At 42.7% G+C, this 17,333-nt stretch carries 12 protein-coding genes; 9 read left to right on the top strand and 3 right to left on the bottom strand.

Going from position 1 to position 17,333, the window contains the following annotated elements:
• Window positions 1-3 precede the first annotated feature (3 nt).
• The 6 genes from L6I86_RS01370 (at window position 4) to L6I86_RS01345 (ending at window position 9,600) form a co-directional block, all read left to right on the top strand.
• Window positions 4-1,596 carry a response regulator transcription factor gene (locus tag L6I86_RS01370; protein WP_236284118.1) on the top strand — a complete coding sequence of 531 codons (1,593 nt, stop codon included), beginning with the start codon at window positions 4-6 and terminating at the stop codon, window positions 1,594-1,596.
• 118 nt (window positions 1,597-1,714) lie between these two features.
• Window positions 1,715-3,298, top strand: coding sequence for an extracellular solute-binding protein (locus tag L6I86_RS01365; RefSeq protein WP_236284117.1), 1,584 nt, complete (start codon window positions 1,715-1,717; stop codon window positions 3,296-3,298).
• Between the two features lie 27 nt (window positions 3,299-3,325).
• Window positions 3,326-4,282, top strand: a complete 957-nt coding sequence (locus L6I86_RS01360; protein WP_236284116.1) for an ABC transporter permease — start codon at window positions 3,326-3,328, stop codon at window positions 4,280-4,282.
• 13 nt (window positions 4,283-4,295) lie between these two features.
• Window positions 4,296-5,189 (top strand): carbohydrate ABC transporter permease, encoded by an 894-nt coding sequence (locus L6I86_RS01355; protein WP_236284115.1) that lies wholly within the window; start codon window positions 4,296-4,298, stop codon window positions 5,187-5,189.
• Between the two features lie 24 nt (window positions 5,190-5,213).
• Entirely contained in the window at window positions 5,214-7,235 is a 2,022-nt protein-coding gene (locus L6I86_RS01350) for an alpha-L-arabinofuranosidase C-terminal domain-containing protein (protein WP_236284114.1), read from the top strand.
• A 112-nt stretch (window positions 7,236-7,347) separates the two neighbouring features.
• Window positions 7,348-9,600, top strand: coding sequence for a family 43 glycosylhydrolase (locus tag L6I86_RS01345; protein WP_236284113.1), 2,253 nt, complete (start codon window positions 7,348-7,350; stop codon window positions 9,598-9,600).
• 133 nt (window positions 9,601-9,733) lie between these two features.
• Here the strand turns inward: L6I86_RS01345 and L6I86_RS01340 are convergent, their stop codons facing one another.
• Window positions 9,734-10,537: an HAD family hydrolase gene (locus tag L6I86_RS01340; RefSeq protein ID WP_236284112.1), complete on the bottom strand. Its 804-nt coding sequence runs from the start codon at window positions 10,535-10,537 to the stop codon at window positions 9,734-9,736.
• Window positions 10,538-10,911: 374 nt separating this feature from the next.
• On the bottom strand, window positions 10,912-12,576 hold the full coding sequence (locus tag L6I86_RS01335; RefSeq protein ID WP_236284111.1) for a P-loop domain-containing protein: 1,665 nt from the start codon (window positions 12,574-12,576) through the stop codon (window positions 10,912-10,914).
• A gap of 546 nt (window positions 12,577-13,122) precedes the next feature.
• Between L6I86_RS01335 and L6I86_RS01330 the strand changes: the two genes are divergently transcribed.
• Together L6I86_RS01330 and L6I86_RS01325 are read left to right on the top strand one after the other, a co-directional pair.
• On the top strand, window positions 13,123-13,686 hold the full coding sequence (locus L6I86_RS01330) for an SF0329 family protein (RefSeq protein WP_236284110.1): 564 nt from the start codon (window positions 13,123-13,125) through the stop codon (window positions 13,684-13,686).
• A 166-nt stretch (window positions 13,687-13,852) separates the two neighbouring features.
• Window positions 13,853-14,323 carry a pentapeptide repeat-containing protein gene (locus tag L6I86_RS01325; RefSeq protein ID WP_236284109.1) on the top strand — a complete coding sequence of 157 codons (471 nt, stop codon included), beginning with the start codon at window positions 13,853-13,855 and terminating at the stop codon, window positions 14,321-14,323.
• Window positions 14,324-14,535: 212 nt separating this feature from the next.
• Here the strand turns inward: L6I86_RS01325 and L6I86_RS01320 are convergent, their stop codons facing one another.
• The gene (locus L6I86_RS01320) at window positions 14,536-15,150 is read right to left on the bottom strand and encodes a 50S ribosomal protein L25 (protein ID WP_236284108.1); all 615 of its coding nucleotides are present in this window, start codon (window positions 15,148-15,150) and stop codon (window positions 14,536-14,538) included.
• A 574-nt stretch (window positions 15,151-15,724) separates the two neighbouring features.
• On the opposite strand from L6I86_RS01320, the gene L6I86_RS01315 reads away from it, so the two are divergent.
• Window positions 15,725-17,320 carry a response regulator gene (locus L6I86_RS01315; protein ID WP_236284362.1) on the top strand — a complete coding sequence of 532 codons (1,596 nt, stop codon included), beginning with the start codon at window positions 15,725-15,727 and terminating at the stop codon, window positions 17,318-17,320.
• Window positions 17,321-17,333: the final 13 nt, after the last annotated feature.

Genomic DNA, 17,333 nt, shown 5'->3' with positions numbered 1-17,333 from the left:
AGGATGTTTCAAGTATTATTAGTCGATGATGAGGCGTTGGCGCGTCATGACGTGAAGAGTATGTTGGATTGGGAAAAGCACGGGTTCACGATATGTGGTGAGGCGTATAACGGATCTATGGCACTTGACATGATGGAACAAATGACACCGCATATCGCGATCTTGGATGTGAGCATGCCGATCATGAATGGGGTAGAGCTAAGCCGGGAGATCAAGGAAAGATTTCCAAAGGTTAAAATGATTATGCTGAGCAGCTTTGACGACTATGATTATGTTCGTACTTGTCTGATGAATGGGGCTATTGATTACTTGCTCAAACATAGATTACAAGCGTCAGCTCTGCTGACACTTCTCGATAAAGCGGTCCAAGAGCTGCAGAGTGAAGAAGCTCGAGACGCGCAAAGTAAAATGATTGAACACCTAAGTCCGGTTATTCTTCGCGAGCATGTAGCTAATTTGGCAAGAGATACTGTTGATGCTAGTGAAGCGCTGCAGGTTTATGCACGTGACAATCAGCTCTTTGGGAAATCAATTAATTATGGATCTGCTGCCGTACAAATCGTTCCTTTTCTGTTGATGACGGAGTCTTTAACCGATGTACAAAAGAGTCGTTTGGTGCTTCAAGCAATCGAAGTCATGCAGATGGCGATTGGCGATGTTCAGAAACGGACGGTAGGCTATGTAGGGGAGGGACGTTTTATCGTCTTGTTTTCCTCAGAGGAGCGAAGTGAACATGCGGTTACGACGCAAATGAATCAAGCCATGAGTGCGCTCTTGCATTCCTTAGAGAAATTCCTTAACTTAAAATGCGTTTACGCGATAGGGCCGATTTGTGGAAACTTGCGACTGGTTGGTCCAAGCTACATCAAAGCGAATCAAGAGTTGAACGTCCAACACGATCAGGATCTAAACGCATCCATATTGAAAGCTTCTCTAAGCATGAAAGAACAGAAACAGCTACTGCTTTATCTGGAGCAATTGGATGGCGAACGAGCTAGCCAATTCATTACAGCGATATTTGCTGAACTGCGCAGGCAGCCTGTGTATGGGTTGACCGTACAAATCATAGTCAGTGAACTGTTTCATCTCGTTGAAATGGCATGGAAACGGCATAATCCGCAGACTGCTTTAGAAGATACCGAGCATATCCCCACAAGGGCAGAACTTGGACGTATGGGAAGTGTCTCTGAGCTTGAGCTTTGGATGGTAAACTACTATGCACGCCTTGTAGAGGCTATCAAGAAACAGCGTGTAGGAGGCTCATATTCGCGCCATATAACGAAAGCACTGCAATATATAGCTGACAACTATGCTTCTAATATTTCCTTGGACATGACGGCGAGTTCACTTAATCTGAATGCATCATATTTAAGCAGACTGTTCAAAGAGGAAATGCAAATGACATTTACTGAGTATTTGAACCGGGTTCGTATTCAAACAAGCTGCATGCTCATGCAGTCAGGCACGTATGCGTTAAAACAGATCAGCAGTGAGGTCGGGTTTGTAAGTTACACTTACTTTTTCAAAGTTTTTAAAAGTATTACAGAGATGACGCCTCAGGTGTATATGGATCAACTGAAACAGTCAAAAAAGTAGAATGGAAAGTCATAAATGTTGAATCGCTGGAAAGTGATAATTCCTTATACTGAGAGCAACCCTTAGAAAACGCTTTCTAAATAGGGCAAGAAAACAACTTGATCGGAGGAACAAAAGCATGAAAAGAAATTGGGGGACAGTACTTTTCTCAACGTTAGTTATTTCCAGTTTGACACTTTCCGCTTGTAGTTCGGACACATCTAGTAAAGAAAATGAGGGTAAAACCCCGGCGAATGAGCCAAAAGGTGTTGCTACAGCAGGTTTTCCTATCGTTAAAGAGCCGCTGAAGCTAAAAATGTTTACACGAATCGCGCCGTCCAATGGACCTTTTAAAGATATGCCAGTGTTCCAGGACTATGAAAAAATGAGCAATATCCAAGTTGAATTTATTGAAGCGCCAACAGATGGTTTCCCTGAAAAGAAGAACCTTTTGTTTGCCTCGAATGAGCTTCCTGATGTTATGTATCGCTCGGCCCTTACACCTTTAGAGGCAACTCGTTATGGTTCTGGTGGTCAATTAATCCCACTGGAGAAGCTGATAGAAGCTTACGCACCTAACTTAAAAAAATTAATGGAAACGTATCCAGAGATTCGTTCCGCTATTACAACACCCGAAGGTCATATTTATGCGCTACCAGGTATTGTGAGTGTCAACTCGGCCAGAACCGATAAAAAATGGATAAATCAAGCATGGTTGAAGAAGTTGAATCTGAAGGAACCAGAGACGACGGATGAGTTGTACGAGGTGTTGAAAGCTTTCCGGGATAAAGATCCTAATGGCAACGGTAAACAGGACGAACTTCCAATGACGGCGCGTAATGGCCTCAGTATTGTACCGATCATGGCTGGCTCTTTCGGCCTAGACTTCCAATTAGGTTATAACATTAACCTAGAGAATGATAAGGTTAATCTCTGGATGGGTAGCGACCGGAATAAAGAATTATTGATGTATCTGAATAAGCTTTATGCGGAAAAACTGTTGGATACAGAGCTATTTACGCAAAAGGAAGCGCAATATCTGACGAAGCAAGGGACGGGAAATACGGGCTTCTTCTTCGATCAGACGAACAATCCGATGTTGGATGGGAAGGTTCAAGATCAATATATCGGTATCGCACCGCTTAAAGGACCGCATGGCGATAGACTGCAATTAGCCGCTCCGGTACCGAGAGATTTTGGCGCATTTGCGATCACATCGGTAAATAAGAATCCGGAAGCAACGATGCGTTGGGTTGATTATTTCTATGGTGACGAAGGATCCACCATGCTGCGATTCGGACGTCAGGGTGAGAATTATGAGTTGAAAAATGGGATTCCTTATTACACGGATGCTTTCTTGGCTACTGGCAATCAATCCAAAATCACCCCTTACGCTGGAGGCGGGGCACCGCATTTGATCAGTGATAAGGTTGCTTCCTTCATTAATCCACCGCAAGTTCAAGAAGCACAGAAGAAGCTTGATCCATTCATGCCGAAGATTCGCTATGCAGCGCCTATGTTTGATGAGCAAACAGCGCAACAGATCAATATACTTCGTAACGATATTGATAAATATTACGAAGAGCAAAGCACGAAATTTATTGCTGGCGCCCTGAGCTTTGATAAATGGGGAGAGTTCCAGAATACGTTGAAGAAAATGAAAATGGATGAACTGCAGAAGCTGTATCAGGTCGCCTATGATAACCTCAAACAGCAAAAATAAGCAGGATTGACGGCTGGAGGGCTACAGATGAACAATACAGCAAAGACAGCAGGCGTTGCGTCTCGAACCAAATCGAGGCGCTCCAGCCTCTTTAAAACATTGAGTAGTCGCTATGATCTCTACATGATGCTGCTCATTCCCATTGTATACTACCTTGTGTTCCATTATGGCCCCTTATATGGTTTGCAAATTGCGTTTAAAAACTTCAGTCCTGCGAAAGGGATTAGCGGCAGCGCATGGGTGGGTCTTGATCATTTCCAGCGATTCGTAGAATCCTACTATTTCTGGCGGTTGTTATGGAACACGATCTCGATTAACTTATTCTCTTTGTTGTTTGCGTTTCCAATCCCTATTCTACTTGCCCTAATCGTTACCGAAATCCGCAATAAATCATTCAGTAAAATTGTGCAAAACATTACGTATATCCCGCATTTCATCTCCATCGTCGTCATGGTAGGGATGCTGATGTTGTTCTTATCTCCGCGTGGCGGTCCTTTGAATGCCATTATTGAGGCGTTGGGCGGAGATCCGGTTCGATTCCTCGATTCGGCAGCGTGGTTCAAGCCGATCTTCATAAGTTCGAATATATGGCAAAATATGGGATGGCAATCGATTATCTATATAGCAGCGCTCGCCGGAGTTAATCCGCAGCTGTATGAAGCGGCCAAGATGGATGGCGCCAGCCGAATGCGGCGCATTTGGCACGTATCCATCCCAGGCATACTTCCGGTTATCGTCATTTTGCTTATTCTAGATGTAGGACATTTCATGAATGTCGGTTTCGAGAAAATTTTACTTATGCAAAATAATTTGAACTTAGATTCCAGTGATGTGATTTCCACTTTCGTGTACTCGACAGGTATTTTAAAAGGCGAATACAGCTATACAGCAGCTATTGGCTTGTTTAACTCTGTCATTAACCTAGCATTATTATTACTCGTGAATCGCTTTGCCCGTAAAAAGGCGGAGACTAGTCTTTGGTGAGGAGGGACCTGTGATGCAGGAACAAATACGCAAGACAAGGAAGTCGGATGAGAAAGTATTCGATGCCGTGGTAAACGGACTAGCATTCCTTATCGTCGTGGTGGTCCTGTACCCGCTCCTATTTATCGTGAGTGCCTCCTTCAGTGATCCTGCGTTGGTCTTGAATGGGGAAGTGATTTTGCTGCCTAAACAGATCACCTTAGAGGCCTATCGGAACGTCTTTCAAAACGAGCAAATATGGAACGGATACGCAAATACCATTTTGTACACGGCAGTAGGAACGATTATCAACTTGATTATGACGACTTTAGCGGCCTACCCGCTGTCGAGACCAGACTTGCCTGGGCGGGGAATTTTCATGGTAATCATCACGCTAACCATGTTTTTCAGCGGAGGACTTATCCCGTCTTATCTCCTTGTAAAAAATTTAGGCATGGTGGATACGATGTGGGCATTAGTCATTCCAGGCGCAATTGCCACGTATAATTTGATCGTGATGAGAACCTATTTTCAATCCAACATCCCTTGGGAGATTCAAGAAGCGGCCCATATGGACGGATGTTCCAACTGGAAGTTATTAACCCATGTCATCTTGCCGTTATCGAAGCCGATTATGGCGGTGATGGTCTTATTTTATGCGGTAGGACACTGGAATTCCTTCTTTAATGCCTTGATTTATATTCGCAGCAAAGATTTATACCCGTTACAACTGGTCTTGCGTGAAGTACTGATGGTCAGTCAAGCCGACGTGGTGGACAGCAGTGTAGGACTTGAATCCAAAATCCTATTGGCTGAAAGCATCAAATATGTCGTCATTATTATTTCCAGCTTACCTGTATTACTGATGTACCCTTTTGTACAAAAGCATTTTGTGAAAGGCGTTATGATTGGTTCATTAAAAGGATAAAGAATGGAAGGAAGCGTTATGTTCATGCAAGCAAAAGCTAAGATTCAAGTGAATACGAATCAAGTCGGTAAGGACAAAATTAATCCGTATCTATTCGGTCATTTTGTGGAAGATATTCGTGATCATATGGATGCGATGTTGGCGTATCCGCTATCGGATATGGATTTTGAAAGTAACGATGTAACGTATAGAGGGCTGTCTGGAAGCTGGCGTCCATTTACGAATGGGAAAAGTACGGTGTTCGCGCTCGAACCCGCTGCTACGTATCACTCCGGGCATAGCCAACTGATCCGTATATATAGCGATGACGAGGCCTATGCAGGAATTCGTCAAGCAATTGCTGTAAAAGAAGATCAGCTTGGCTACGAATTAGCTCTCTATGCTAGAGCTTCTATTGAAATTAAGTTCCTTACAGCAGAGATCGTGGACACAGCAAGTGGAGAAGTGCTGGGGGCTACCCGCATCGAGATCGAGAGTCATAACTGGAAACAATATGCATCTCGTATCAAGGTCAGTCGACTTTGTGAGCAAGCGGAGTTCAGATTATATGTTCCTGCGGAGCATGAACGCTGGAGAGATAATGTCTCTACAGGAATGCTCTGGCTGGATCATATTTCACTGCTTCCGTCTGACCATGTTGGACTTGTTCGCAAGGAAGTTGTCGATATGACGAAGGACTTGAACGCCGGCATGATGCGGCTTGCAGGAAATTATATTAGTGCTTATCACTGGCAGCAGGCGATTGGCCCTGTGAATAAGCGCCCTTGTGTGATTAACGAAGCATGGGGAGGCTGGACCAACAAGTATTTTGGCACGGATGAGTTTATCGAGTTTTGCCGTGACTTGCAGGTGGAGCCGCTGATTTGTGTGAACGATGGTTCGGGCACGCCGGAAGAAGCAGCCGAATGGGTTGAGTATTGTAATGGCGGTTTGGACACGCCAATGGGGAAACTACGGGCTGCGAATGGACACGTTGAGCCGTATGGTGTGAAGTACTGGGAGATTGGCAACGAAGTCTGGGGACCTTGGCAGGTCGGACATTGCAGCGCAGAGCAATTCGCAGATCGTTACGTGCGATTCGCTCAATCGATGAAGGGCATTGATCCTGAGATTAAGCTGCTTGCTTGTGGCGATGATAAGCAGGATTGGAACCGAATCCTGTTGGAGCGAGCTGCAGAGCATATGGATTATGTAACGTTGCATTTGTATCACGGCTACAATCGATTTGGGATGAATGATCGCACGCCAAAAGAAGAGCGGTATAAGGCAATCCTTTCTTATCCAGAATGGACACGGGAATCTGTTCGTAAAGTAAGAGAATTGATCAACTCCGATTCGCGCTACACCCATCTGAAATTGGCGATCACGGAATATAACACGATGTACTATCCGAATACGATTCGCAAGGGACTTCCCAATGAACATACCCTTGAAGCAGCAGCTGCAAATGCAGCGAATTTGAATGAATTTATTCGAAATAGTGATCTAATCGAGATCGGCAGCTTCTCCGATTTAGTCAATGGCTGGCTTGGGGGATGTATTCGAGTAGGGGATTTCTTTGCGGATCAGTTTCGAGGTAAATCCTCGGGCAGAACGGAGAACGCCTTAACCGTATATGGCACACCAACCTATTATGTCATGAACATGTATGCTAACAGAGACTTAGGCTATGTCGTTCAGAGTCATACCGAATGTGGCAACTTTAGTGTTAATTCCCTTGTACCTACTGCTCCAAAGTTAACGGATTTGCCGAATTTGGACGTTGTGGCTTGCCAAAGTGTTGACGGAGATACACTCACGATCTTCATGGTGAATCGGAGTTTAGAGAATGTCGTAACCGAAGTGCTGTTGGATGGATTCGTTACGAAGGGTACTGCTCGTTTGTTAGCATTAACGGGTGAAGATGCGGATGCCTTCAATAATGTGCATCACCCGGAGGCAGTAGTTTGCGAAGTATTTGACGTTCCAGTTGTGAACGCCCAAGTAAGCTGTGAGCTAAAGGCATCGTCTGTCTATGTACTGGAAATCACTCGCTATAAAGGATAATTGGATGCGACAAGTTAAAAAGGCATGGATTTGGATGGTAGTTGCTTGTGTACTTCTTTCGGCAATTGTGACGATTACGCCCCGGCTCTGGGGAAAGAAAGGGACCGATAGGATGGCGATATCTTTAAGCCAGACGTACCAGAATCCGTTCGGGCTGGAGCAGGAATGGGAAGATTACGGCATTGGGGATCCGTATGTTCTCCGGTTTGACGGCAAATATTATTTGTATTGCAGCACGAAGGATCGGAGAGTTGGTGTGAAAGCGTGGAGCTCTGACGATCTTGTGAACTGGCGCTATGAAGGCTTGGTAACCGAGGAGGCGATCAGTGAAGGTGCGTATGCACCCGAGGTCGTTTACTGGAACGGCGCATTCTATATGTATACGTCACCGGCGGGCAAGGGTCACTACGTTCTGCAAAGTGATAAGCCGACAGGACCTTTCGTGAATAAGACGGACAATCTCGGCTTCACAATCGATGGTTCTGTGTTTATTGACGATGATGAGCAATGGTATTTCACACATGCCAAATTGAACGGTATCATGGCAAGCTTGATGACGGATCCCTATACAATTGAACCGGGTAAGCAGTTGAACGCTACGCTCGGACATTGGACAGAAGGTTCCATGATCATCAAGCGTAACGGGCGCTATTTCATCACTTACACGGGAAATCACGTATTTAGCAAAGGCTACCGTGTTAATTACGGGGTCAATCATGAATCTCCGATAGGTACCTATAAAATCCCTGAGAACAATCCGATTCTGATTTCCACAGCCAATGACTTCAACGGTCTTGGCCACAGTGCGACAGTCATGGGTCCTGATCTAGATTCGTATTACATGGTCTATCATAACCTAGTCGGACGGTCTGCAGAAGGACCGCCTGTTCGCAAACTGAACCTGGACAGGCTCGTGTTCAACGGTGACAAGATGTCTGTTCTCGGTCCGACACACGGTTCACTGCAGGAAGCGCCAAGATTGCCGGCGTTTCACGACGTTCCAGGCGGTGCTCCATCTGCTGACAAATGGGAGCAGGTGAATCAAGCAGATAGTACGGAGATTTTGCTCACAAGAGCAGCTACAGGTAACTTGTACACTACTGAATACAATTTTAGATGGAATGATTCGAAAAGTGGCGGGCTGAATTCTTCGCTGGATGCCATATTCGCATATGGGGATGCGGACAATTACCGTTTAACGCGTGTGAATGGAGCGACAATGGAACTTTCCCTGATCGACCGTGTGAATGGCGCCGAAACAGTTGTTGCGTCGAAGTCGCTGCCGAAAGGGACGGATCTAGCGAAGGTCCATACGATCCGGATCGAGTCAAGCAGCTCGGGTACAATCATTTATTGGGACGGACTGCTGAAGATCGAGCAAACTGCAATGGCTGGGAAAGCTGGCCGAATTGGCTATGGGTGGCCGCAAGGGGCGAAGCCTGAGCTGCATTACACAGCCTTTTCGGATGAAGCGAACGGCAGTAGTGATAGGCATGTGATCAAACCGCTGCCCGGTACATTGGAAGCTGTTCATGCTGATGTTGCGGGCAGTCCAGTTATCCAATCTGGCTTAACGCCGGATGGCAGTGATGCTGTCGTCCTTTCGAAGAAGGAAGATAGCCTCAGTTTTCCGATTAACGTTCGTGAGGATGGCAGCTATCTGCTTTCCGTTAATGCAGCCAAGAGTTCGGCAGGTTCAACGTTGGCGATTGAAAGCGACGGAAACACCAAGTCTATCAAGCTGGATGCGTCTTTATTCGCAGACGATGCAGCGTGGACAAAGGTACCGCTTGGCGAGTTCACGCTGAAAGCAGGAACACAATGGCTGTCGCTTCATGGAGCGAAGGGAGAAGTCACGCTTCGATACGTGGAAGCGAGTCGAACTGTTACTGTGCCAGAGCAGACGGTCATTAGACCGACTTCTGTCGGCCTAGTTAATCGATTTGGCGGGGACCCCGGTTGGACGGATTATACCGTAAGCTTCGATGTAACACTCAAAGCAACAACGTCGGACGAAGTAGGCGTCCTGCTGCGGACTACGAACGAATCTGATTTCAAGGATCAGGTGAAGGATGCTTTCATGGGCTACACGCTTGCTTTGCTGAATGACAAAGTTGTGCTAAGGCGAGTAAGCTACGAGAATTCGGTGGAAGCGACAACGGGCGCTCTTTCTTTTAAACCTGGACAAACCCGCCACATTTCTGTGAACCTGAAAGGAACATCCATAGAAGTTTTCTCAGAAGATAGTCATAAACCTATCTTGACGTGGAAGGATCCGAATGCGTTTCTACTAGGTCGTGTCGGCCTGCGTGGCGTATCGACAGCTTGGACGATTTCACCACTGACGATAACTAACAAGAAGTAGTATATTTTAGAAGATTTGAGTGCGATTGAATGAAGTTGTTTAACATGTATAAGACCGGAACTCCAAACAAGGGGTTCCGGTTTGTTTTTTCTTTGAGTTTTTCCATGTCAAATCGTTAATATTGGATTGTCATCTATTGTCGTTGAATCGAAAGTAAAAGCTGTGGGATTTCGCTTAGGCTGTGAACCTCAAAGGTTGGTTGAATGGGAAGTGTTGGGGGAACATGATGGCGGTTAATCCAAATGTTAGTGATACCGGCGGACTGCGCCCCTTGTATATCTGTTATAAGCGTATCTCCAATCATTACCGTTTCACTCGGAGAGAGACTAAGCAGATCCAGCGCATGGCGATAAATGGCAGGATTCGGTTTGCCGACACCGTAGGTGCCAGAAATCACAATATGATCAAAATAATCAGCAAGTCCCGGTATACTATCAATTTTCTCTTGTTGAATATCAGGTGCGCCATTGGTCATTAGCAATAGTTTATAGTCTTTGCGTAATTCCTCAAGTACGTTGAAGGTGTCATCGTAAACATAAGGACGATTTCTTCTTTCCTCCATGAATTGATGAGCCAGTTGGACAGCTAATGATGGATTATCAATGCCTAGTACGTTCAGCCCTTGACTCCATACCTCACGTCTGTATTGGGGGGCTAACTCTTGCATTCTGCCAAAATTCGGATGTTCCCCTTGGTGAAAATCTCCCCATAATGCTTCTAAATCGGTCACATCAATCATATGCAACCAATCATATAATTCCAAAGTTTTAAACAGCTGACTTGCCGATTCACGTACGGCATGTTCAAGTTTCCCAGCATCTACAGCGAATTGACTCGCCGCTTGACGACATGTAGCCTGAAACGACTCGTTAATGCTCTTCTCATCCCATAATAAGGTGTTATCTAAGTCGAAAATTAGGGCTTGCTTCTTATACATAGATGTGAAATCCTCCTTGTTTTGGATCTCTAATGCAGGAACATAGTATCTGTATGTTTTCTGGAATGTTGTTGTTTTACTGAGGTTTAAGTTGATATTACCTTATAAATTGTGCATTATCAATTGATTTTTCATTCGATTAAACAAGATGCAACAACAAACAACAACAAACAACAATATTAAACAATATATAAGGTGCTTATTGGGGGAATCCCATTAGGAGTTTTTTTCTTTAAATCAAACTTGCAATCCCGTGTATCAGGATCATTAGCCAAAGTCCAGTCATGATCATCAAATAAGTGGATAGTAAAGTAAAGAGCCGTATATCACGAGATATACGGCTCTTTATCCGATAAAATAAAGTTATGTCATATTTAGAAGTGTTCAGAGGGCTCAAGCTGAATAAAATTCAAATGTTTCATTCGGTTCATAACAGATAATACTTCATTAATTCTTGGTAATTCAAGCCATCTTTCAAAACCAGGAAAAAAGGAAGAAAATACAATGTCCACGCCTTCTCTCTCCATATCTTCGAGAGCTTTTTCGAACTTTTCTTGAAGAAAAATGAGGCGGTCCTGATTACTTACAGCCATTTTTCGAATTAAGAAGGCAATAGCTGCAAGCTGGGCGTGAGATGTGATATTGTATAGCCCTCGGATATCAACTTGTTCATCCCCTATCATGATGTATCCCATGGTTGATACCATCAGCTTTTCTGTACCACTGCCCTGTGGATAGCTCGAAAATTGATCGGAGGTTATTTTTCTTTCTATCTCCCATTTTGTAAGGGAGATACGTTCGCGAGGTTTGTCGTGTTCACATAATTTTTTTGCTTCTTGAGTTACGTTTATGGGCACAAAATTGTCCATCAGGATGATTTGATCGGCAACGGATAAAAATTCACCGCTACCTCCAATAACAAGAACGGAAGAGACGCCAACTGCTTCATAAAGCTCCCTGACACGTTCCGTAAAAGGTGTAATGGGTTCACGCTTGATTAAGGAACGCATTTTGATGTCTTGAATCATAAAATTCGTCGCACTTCTATCTTCATCAATAAGAAGAAGCTTACACCCGACGTTGATGGCCTCCATAATATTTGCGGCTTGAGATGTGGAACCTGAGGCGTAGTGAGTCGAAAACTGTTCAGCCGAACCACTGGGTATCCATTTGATGAAAGGCGTAATATTGATATTTTTTATGGAGCGGCCTTCCTCTGCAGATATTTCCATTGCGCTTTGATCTGTAATCACAAATTCTCGTCCGTCGCCTATGCAGTGATTGTAGATCCCCGAATTTAGTGCATCCAGCATTGTGCTCTTACCCGAATAACCACCGCCAGTGATGACCGTTACGCCATGTTTTATTCCCATTCCTCGCAAACCACAAATGTCAATTTCAATATCTTCCGGGGCTGTAAAAGGCAAAGCACCCACCAGAGGCCCGCTGTTGTCATTATTTCTTGGCAATATGCTGCCATTCGCAATAAACGCACAATATCTACTAGATTTCAGCCATTCGCGAATCCTATTTTGTTTTTTTACCAATTCATAGGCAGCATTTAATTTGATGTGATCCCACTTGGCAATTAACTCCTCCACTTCTTTTGGAAGCATTTTGCAGAGCATGCGCATAGCTTTATCATTATTCTTGAATGGAAGTTGAACTGTAATCATTAAGCATAGATACCATTTATCCGAGATGACTTCGACAAAGGATGCATTACGTTGCAACACCACATTGGTTGGACGAAAACAATAAAAGGCACCATTTTCTTTATCAGAACGTGACCGGTTATAAATCAATTTATTTAATGCCTCAATATGATCAACCCATTCTCTTAGTGCAAAATCGGAGAGAACAACCTGATCGATATTTTCATCTAAGCTGAGACGGTCAAAAGGTATTTTTATGGTGATACATGGTTTATCCAGTGTGAGTTTATGTGTCCGTTCAATGTAATAGGCAACGTCATTATTCCAATAGGTTGGGTCAGATATCGTCCCTCCATCTTCATAGTACGAACCTTCATAAATCATACTGTAAGATGATTGAGTGGATTGTAATGAACGAAAATATTGAGCGAGTCTTTTAATAAAGCATCATCCTTTCATATTTGGGAAGCGGTGAATAACGGGGGAACAATGCCTAAAAAAATAACAGCCACTCCGTAAGTGGCTGTCATAGACGGCAAGAAAGATTTAACGTTCCTTCTGTCTAAATATAAAAGCCCTGAGAGTGAATCCTACCCTCAGGGACTAATGTATTCGTAAAAGAATAACTAAAAAGCAACATGAGGATAAGACGTATATTTTTTTGTTATCATTGTCCTCACCTCGTTATGATTTATTTTTGCAGCAACAGTATCATAACAGTAAGATCATCCACAAAATAGGGAAAGATTAATTATAATTAACTCAAACCCTAAAATAGGTAATGGATGCCTACATAGAATGAAATCACTGGACATAGAGGGGGAGGATTGGTTTAAGGTTGTTTTGATTGATGTGGTGGTTATTGTATTATGGATAATAGAACGAGAGCTTTAACGGCTTTTTTTACAATATAGAATATAGGAGGATGAAATGGCCTGGAGCAAAATGAAACAACAACTGGAGAGTTTTCTCAGTCCTGCGCTATATGGAAGGGTCGAATACCTTTCAACCAGCTACCGCTATTTACCAGATAAAGCAGGACTTTGCTATATTGCAGTAGATAAAAAGAAAGTACTTAATATGAATGATACCTTAATCAGATGGTATCAGACAGAGTTGGAAATTAAGAATGATTCAGATATCCAGATTCCGATCAGCATTGATGAAATTGAAGCGGTCAGAAAAGATACTAACGGGAGTGTTCCTGAGGAACGTTTAAAAGTAATAGCAAGAAGTAGAAAAATTTCGGAATATGCAAAGGAGCTTTTGTCAGCACAATCATCATTAAGTAAATCAAATTTTATCGTCATAGCTAACAAGTTTTTATCCATTTCTATAGAGGAAAGCATAGAGAGCAATGATATCTTATTAAATATTCTAGCTTTGGTTGACAGACGAGTTGGAAAAAAACGTATTCTAAACATGACCGAGAAGATGAGATTAAAGCATCCAATTGTACAGTATTTTTTTGAACTACGACTTAGTACGTTATGAAAATAAATAACTCATTCACCTCCAAATGGGAGGTTTTTTATGTGACTAACGTTAAGATCAACCCCGCGGGGCTGCTGTATGACCGCCGCGTTTAAATGGGAAATAAAGGAATTAAAAAGTGAAGTTTCGAACAATTGGTTAATACTAATATTGGAGGTTTGTTAAGATGGAATTAAAGGTTGAACGTTTAGATTTTGAAATGGCTGATCTCTCGGGGTCTAGGTTTCAAAAGGTTAAAGCTGAGGAATTATATTTTGACAATGTTAATTTGACAAAGACACAAATTAATAATGCAAATATGAGAGGCATGGCACTAAATGATGTGAATATGTCTGATTTTAGAATTTCAAATGCTAATCTCACTGGCACCGAAATCAAAAATGCCAATTTCAGTCATGCTGTTCTTGACCATGTTCATTTAATTGGCACTGAATTTCGTAATGTTGTTCTCCCTATGGAGGGTGATGGTAATTACAATCCAAATGGCGATTACAAACCAACTAGCTTTGTGAATTGTGACTTATCTAATGGTCAACTGACAAACTGTAATTTAGCAAATTTGGATATACGCGATTGTAATATATCTGGATTGAAGATTAACGGGGTGTTAGTAGAAGAATTAATAAAAAATAAATAATGCATCATCAGCGATTATATCGCTAACAATGACAAGATTGGATAATTGAATCATTTTAAGTCGGGATTAACGTTATGTAAGTACACATAATTATCAAATACCTGAGATGTTATCTGAACGATTAAAAGGTGCCGTAATTCCGCTGTTCAAGTACAAAGAGCCCGGCATATAAGCCAAGCTCCTTGCGTACCATAGATTTTTCGATTAAACTTCTACCTTGCGCTTTTCGCTTCAGCGGCATCTGAATCTGCTTGAGATTCTTCGGCTGCAGGCTCAAGTGTTTCATCTAGCTTCTGAGCAGCCAGAATGGTTACGAGAATTGCTTCAGGATCTGTTAAGATTTCTACATCATTGCCCGCATCCAAGTCGGAAACATGCAATTTGTCGCCTATGCTCAGCTTGCTGATATCCACATCCAATGAACTTGGTAGCTTATTTGGCATACAGCGAATTAGGACCTCATGCATCTCAATCTGCAGCATGCCGCCTTCTTTGGTGCCGATGGGCTCTCCGCTGAAATGAACGGCCACAGCAGTATCAAGCTTCTCTTTCATATTGATTTGCAGAAAATCGATATGTATCAATTGTCCGCTTAAACTGTCCTTTTGAACTTGATGAATCATCACGGGATGCTTTTTCTTAGAAGGAAGGACGACTTCCAGAATCGCGTGCGCATTGCTTTTAAGTGCGGCGCGGATTACTTTATCCTCAACAGCTACATGCTCGCTTTTCATTCTGCTGCTGTATACGACTGCCGGAATCTGCCCTTGCTTTCTCATCTGTTTTAATTTACAGGTACGGTCTAATAGTTGAATAGAATTACTCATTTCGAACACCTCCTGAATGATTGCAAAAGCAGCTAATAGCCCTATTATTACATACCCGATCTAGAGGAAGCTCAAACATTACATCAATTTTCATTGGCTTACCGTACGATGAAGTCCAATAAAAAAGTAAGTTCTAAACGCCCCTTTTTAATATAAAACTCCGACCCTCAGCCCGTTGCTGTGGGTCTCTTTGTGCTATTAACTACCATGAACGTTATAGCCTAAGGCTTCAAGTCTTTGAACCGGATTCCGTATAATAGCTCCTTGGGTGCTTCACAGTTGATTATCGTCGGTCTCCTCCGGCAACTAGTAGATTTCAAAATTATGAAGTTAATAAGGAGAATCAATAGGTACAAAAACATTTATTATGTTATATTAGTTTACATAAAATAAGTGTTTTTTTAAGATGACGAAAGTTTAGGGTTACTTTATTGTGAAAGTATAACATTAAATGTTATATAACTTATGCTCTTTGGTTATTTGGGTAGTTCTAATTTACTTGTGAAAAATGCATTTGTAGCAAAATAGTTTTATTAATATTGCATGCGAAGCGGAGAGGATTCATTTGTTAAAAATGATAATTATTGATGACGAGAGAAAAACGGTTGAGGGCATTAAGGAATGTCTCAATTGGGCTGATTACGGGATCGTAATTTCAGGTCAAGCAAGGAATGGAAGGGACGGACTGGAGTTAGCTCTTCAAGTACAACCTGATATTGTTCTGACAGATATCCGGATGCCTATTATGAACGGTATCGAATTATCCAAGGAGCTGAGACAGCTCCTCTCCGAAACAAAAATCATTTTTATTACAGGCTATTCTGACATGGAGTATATGAAGTCCGCCTTTAAGGAAGGCGTTTTTGACTATATCCTAAAGCCTGTTGATATAGACGAGTTGGAATGTGTGATCAAGAAGACTGTAGATCTGTGCGAAATGGAGAAAAAAAACGAACGGAACCGCTTAGAATTGGAAGCCAAGGTGCGCGAAAGCATCCCTTTGTTACATGGGAATTTTCTTTCTATGTTAGTTTTGGGTGAGGTCGGTGGAAGGGATTTGATCGTCGAAAGGATGAAATATCTATCTATTAATTTGCCTCTCGATGAATCCAATTATCTTGTTTTGGTTGTCAATATTGATGATTATACAGCGATATGCTCGGAAAAGCAGCCATTTGAATTAAAGCTTCTCTCTAAAGAAATGCTAGACGTTGTCCGGAAAGCGATGGATGATAAGGGGATTATTTTTCAACTAACAGAGTGTGAGTTAGCTGGCATTATACCCTCCCCTACTGCGCAAGGGGTGAGTGTAGCAGAGGGGACCGGTGTATTGGCACAAACGATCCAGAACAGCCTGAACAGTGAGCTTGGCCTCAGCGTTACCATCGGTATCGGGGAATGGGTGAACGACGTTGAGAAAATAAGCTTTTCTTATTATAGAGCCATGCATGCGGTAAACCAGAAGCTGTATAGGGGCAAAAATCAAATTATATATGCCGACAAGGTTTCGGCTCTCAATGAGATGGGGACAACCTTCGGGTATAAAATTTATGAACAGGCTTATGAGGCTTTAAAAGCGGGCGATATTGATAAAGCTCAGGTCCGGATCGACGAAGTATTCGATCATTTAACTCGTTCGTACTCGCTAAATTATATTCAGAGCGTCTGTCTGCAGTTTACAGCGGTTATTCAACGTATATGTGCCGAGTATGCGGACAATAGGCAGGAAGCTCAATTATTGGATGAATACGATCATACAAATCAATTGTTTAAACTCGAAACCATAGAAGATATGAAGCAGTTTGTTTTGACTAACTGTAAGAAAGTATGCAGTTATGTCATCGCTGGGCAAGACCACCATTCCCATAGAATCATTGAATTTATTAAGAGTATGATCGAGCAAAGGTACGCCGACAATTTAACCATTGAGCTGATAGCTAAGGAAGTGTATCTCTCCACCTCTTATGTCTGTCTGCTATTTAAACAAGAGACGGGGGAAACGATTAACGGCTTTTTGACGCGCATCCGAATTGAAAAAGCTAAAGAGCTGCTGCGACAAGGCACAAGCAAATTATATGAAATCTGTCTAGATGTCGGTTATTCGGACCCTAAGTATTTCAGCAAGCTGTTCAAGAAAGTTACTGGCGTCAACCCGTCGGAGTATAAATGACATTAATGGAGAA

Source organism: Paenibacillus allorhizoplanae (assembly GCF_927798215.1).
GTDB lineage: Bacteria > Bacillota > Bacilli > Paenibacillales > NBRC-103111 > Paenibacillus_E > Paenibacillus_E allorhizoplanae.
Note: the sequence above shows the minus strand (reverse complement) of the source record. Positions and strands in the feature narration are given on the sequence as shown.

Coding starts and splice junctions, on each gene's coding strand:
- L6I86_RS01370 (WP_236284118.1), top strand. CDS start 4: ATGTTTCAAGTATTATTAGTCGATGATGAGGCGTTGGCGCGTCATGAC.
- L6I86_RS01365 (WP_236284117.1), top strand. CDS start 1,715: ATGAAAAGAAATTGGGGGACAGTACTTTTCTCAACGTTAGTTATTTCC.
- L6I86_RS01360 (WP_236284116.1), top strand. CDS start 3,326: ATGAACAATACAGCAAAGACAGCAGGCGTTGCGTCTCGAACCAAATCG.
- L6I86_RS01355 (WP_236284115.1), top strand. CDS start 4,296: ATGCAGGAACAAATACGCAAGACAAGGAAGTCGGATGAGAAAGTATTC.
- L6I86_RS01350 (WP_236284114.1), top strand. CDS start 5,214: ATGCAAGCAAAAGCTAAGATTCAAGTGAATACGAATCAAGTCGGTAAG.
- L6I86_RS01345 (WP_236284113.1), top strand. CDS start 7,348: ATGGCGATATCTTTAAGCCAGACGTACCAGAATCCGTTCGGGCTGGAG.
- L6I86_RS01340 (WP_236284112.1), bottom strand. CDS start 10,537: ATGTATAAGAAGCAAGCCCTAATTTTCGACTTAGATAACACCTTATTA.
- L6I86_RS01335 (WP_236284111.1), bottom strand. CDS start 12,576: ATGATTTATGAAGGTTCGTACTATGAAGATGGAGGGACGATATCTGAC.
- L6I86_RS01330 (WP_236284110.1), top strand. CDS start 13,123: ATGGCCTGGAGCAAAATGAAACAACAACTGGAGAGTTTTCTCAGTCCT.
- L6I86_RS01325 (WP_236284109.1), top strand. CDS start 13,853: ATGGAATTAAAGGTTGAACGTTTAGATTTTGAAATGGCTGATCTCTCG.
- L6I86_RS01320 (WP_236284108.1), bottom strand. CDS start 15,150: ATGAGTAATTCTATTCAACTATTAGACCGTACCTGTAAATTAAAACAG.
- L6I86_RS01315 (WP_236284362.1), top strand. CDS start 15,725: ATGATAATTATTGATGACGAGAGAAAAACGGTTGAGGGCATTAAGGAA.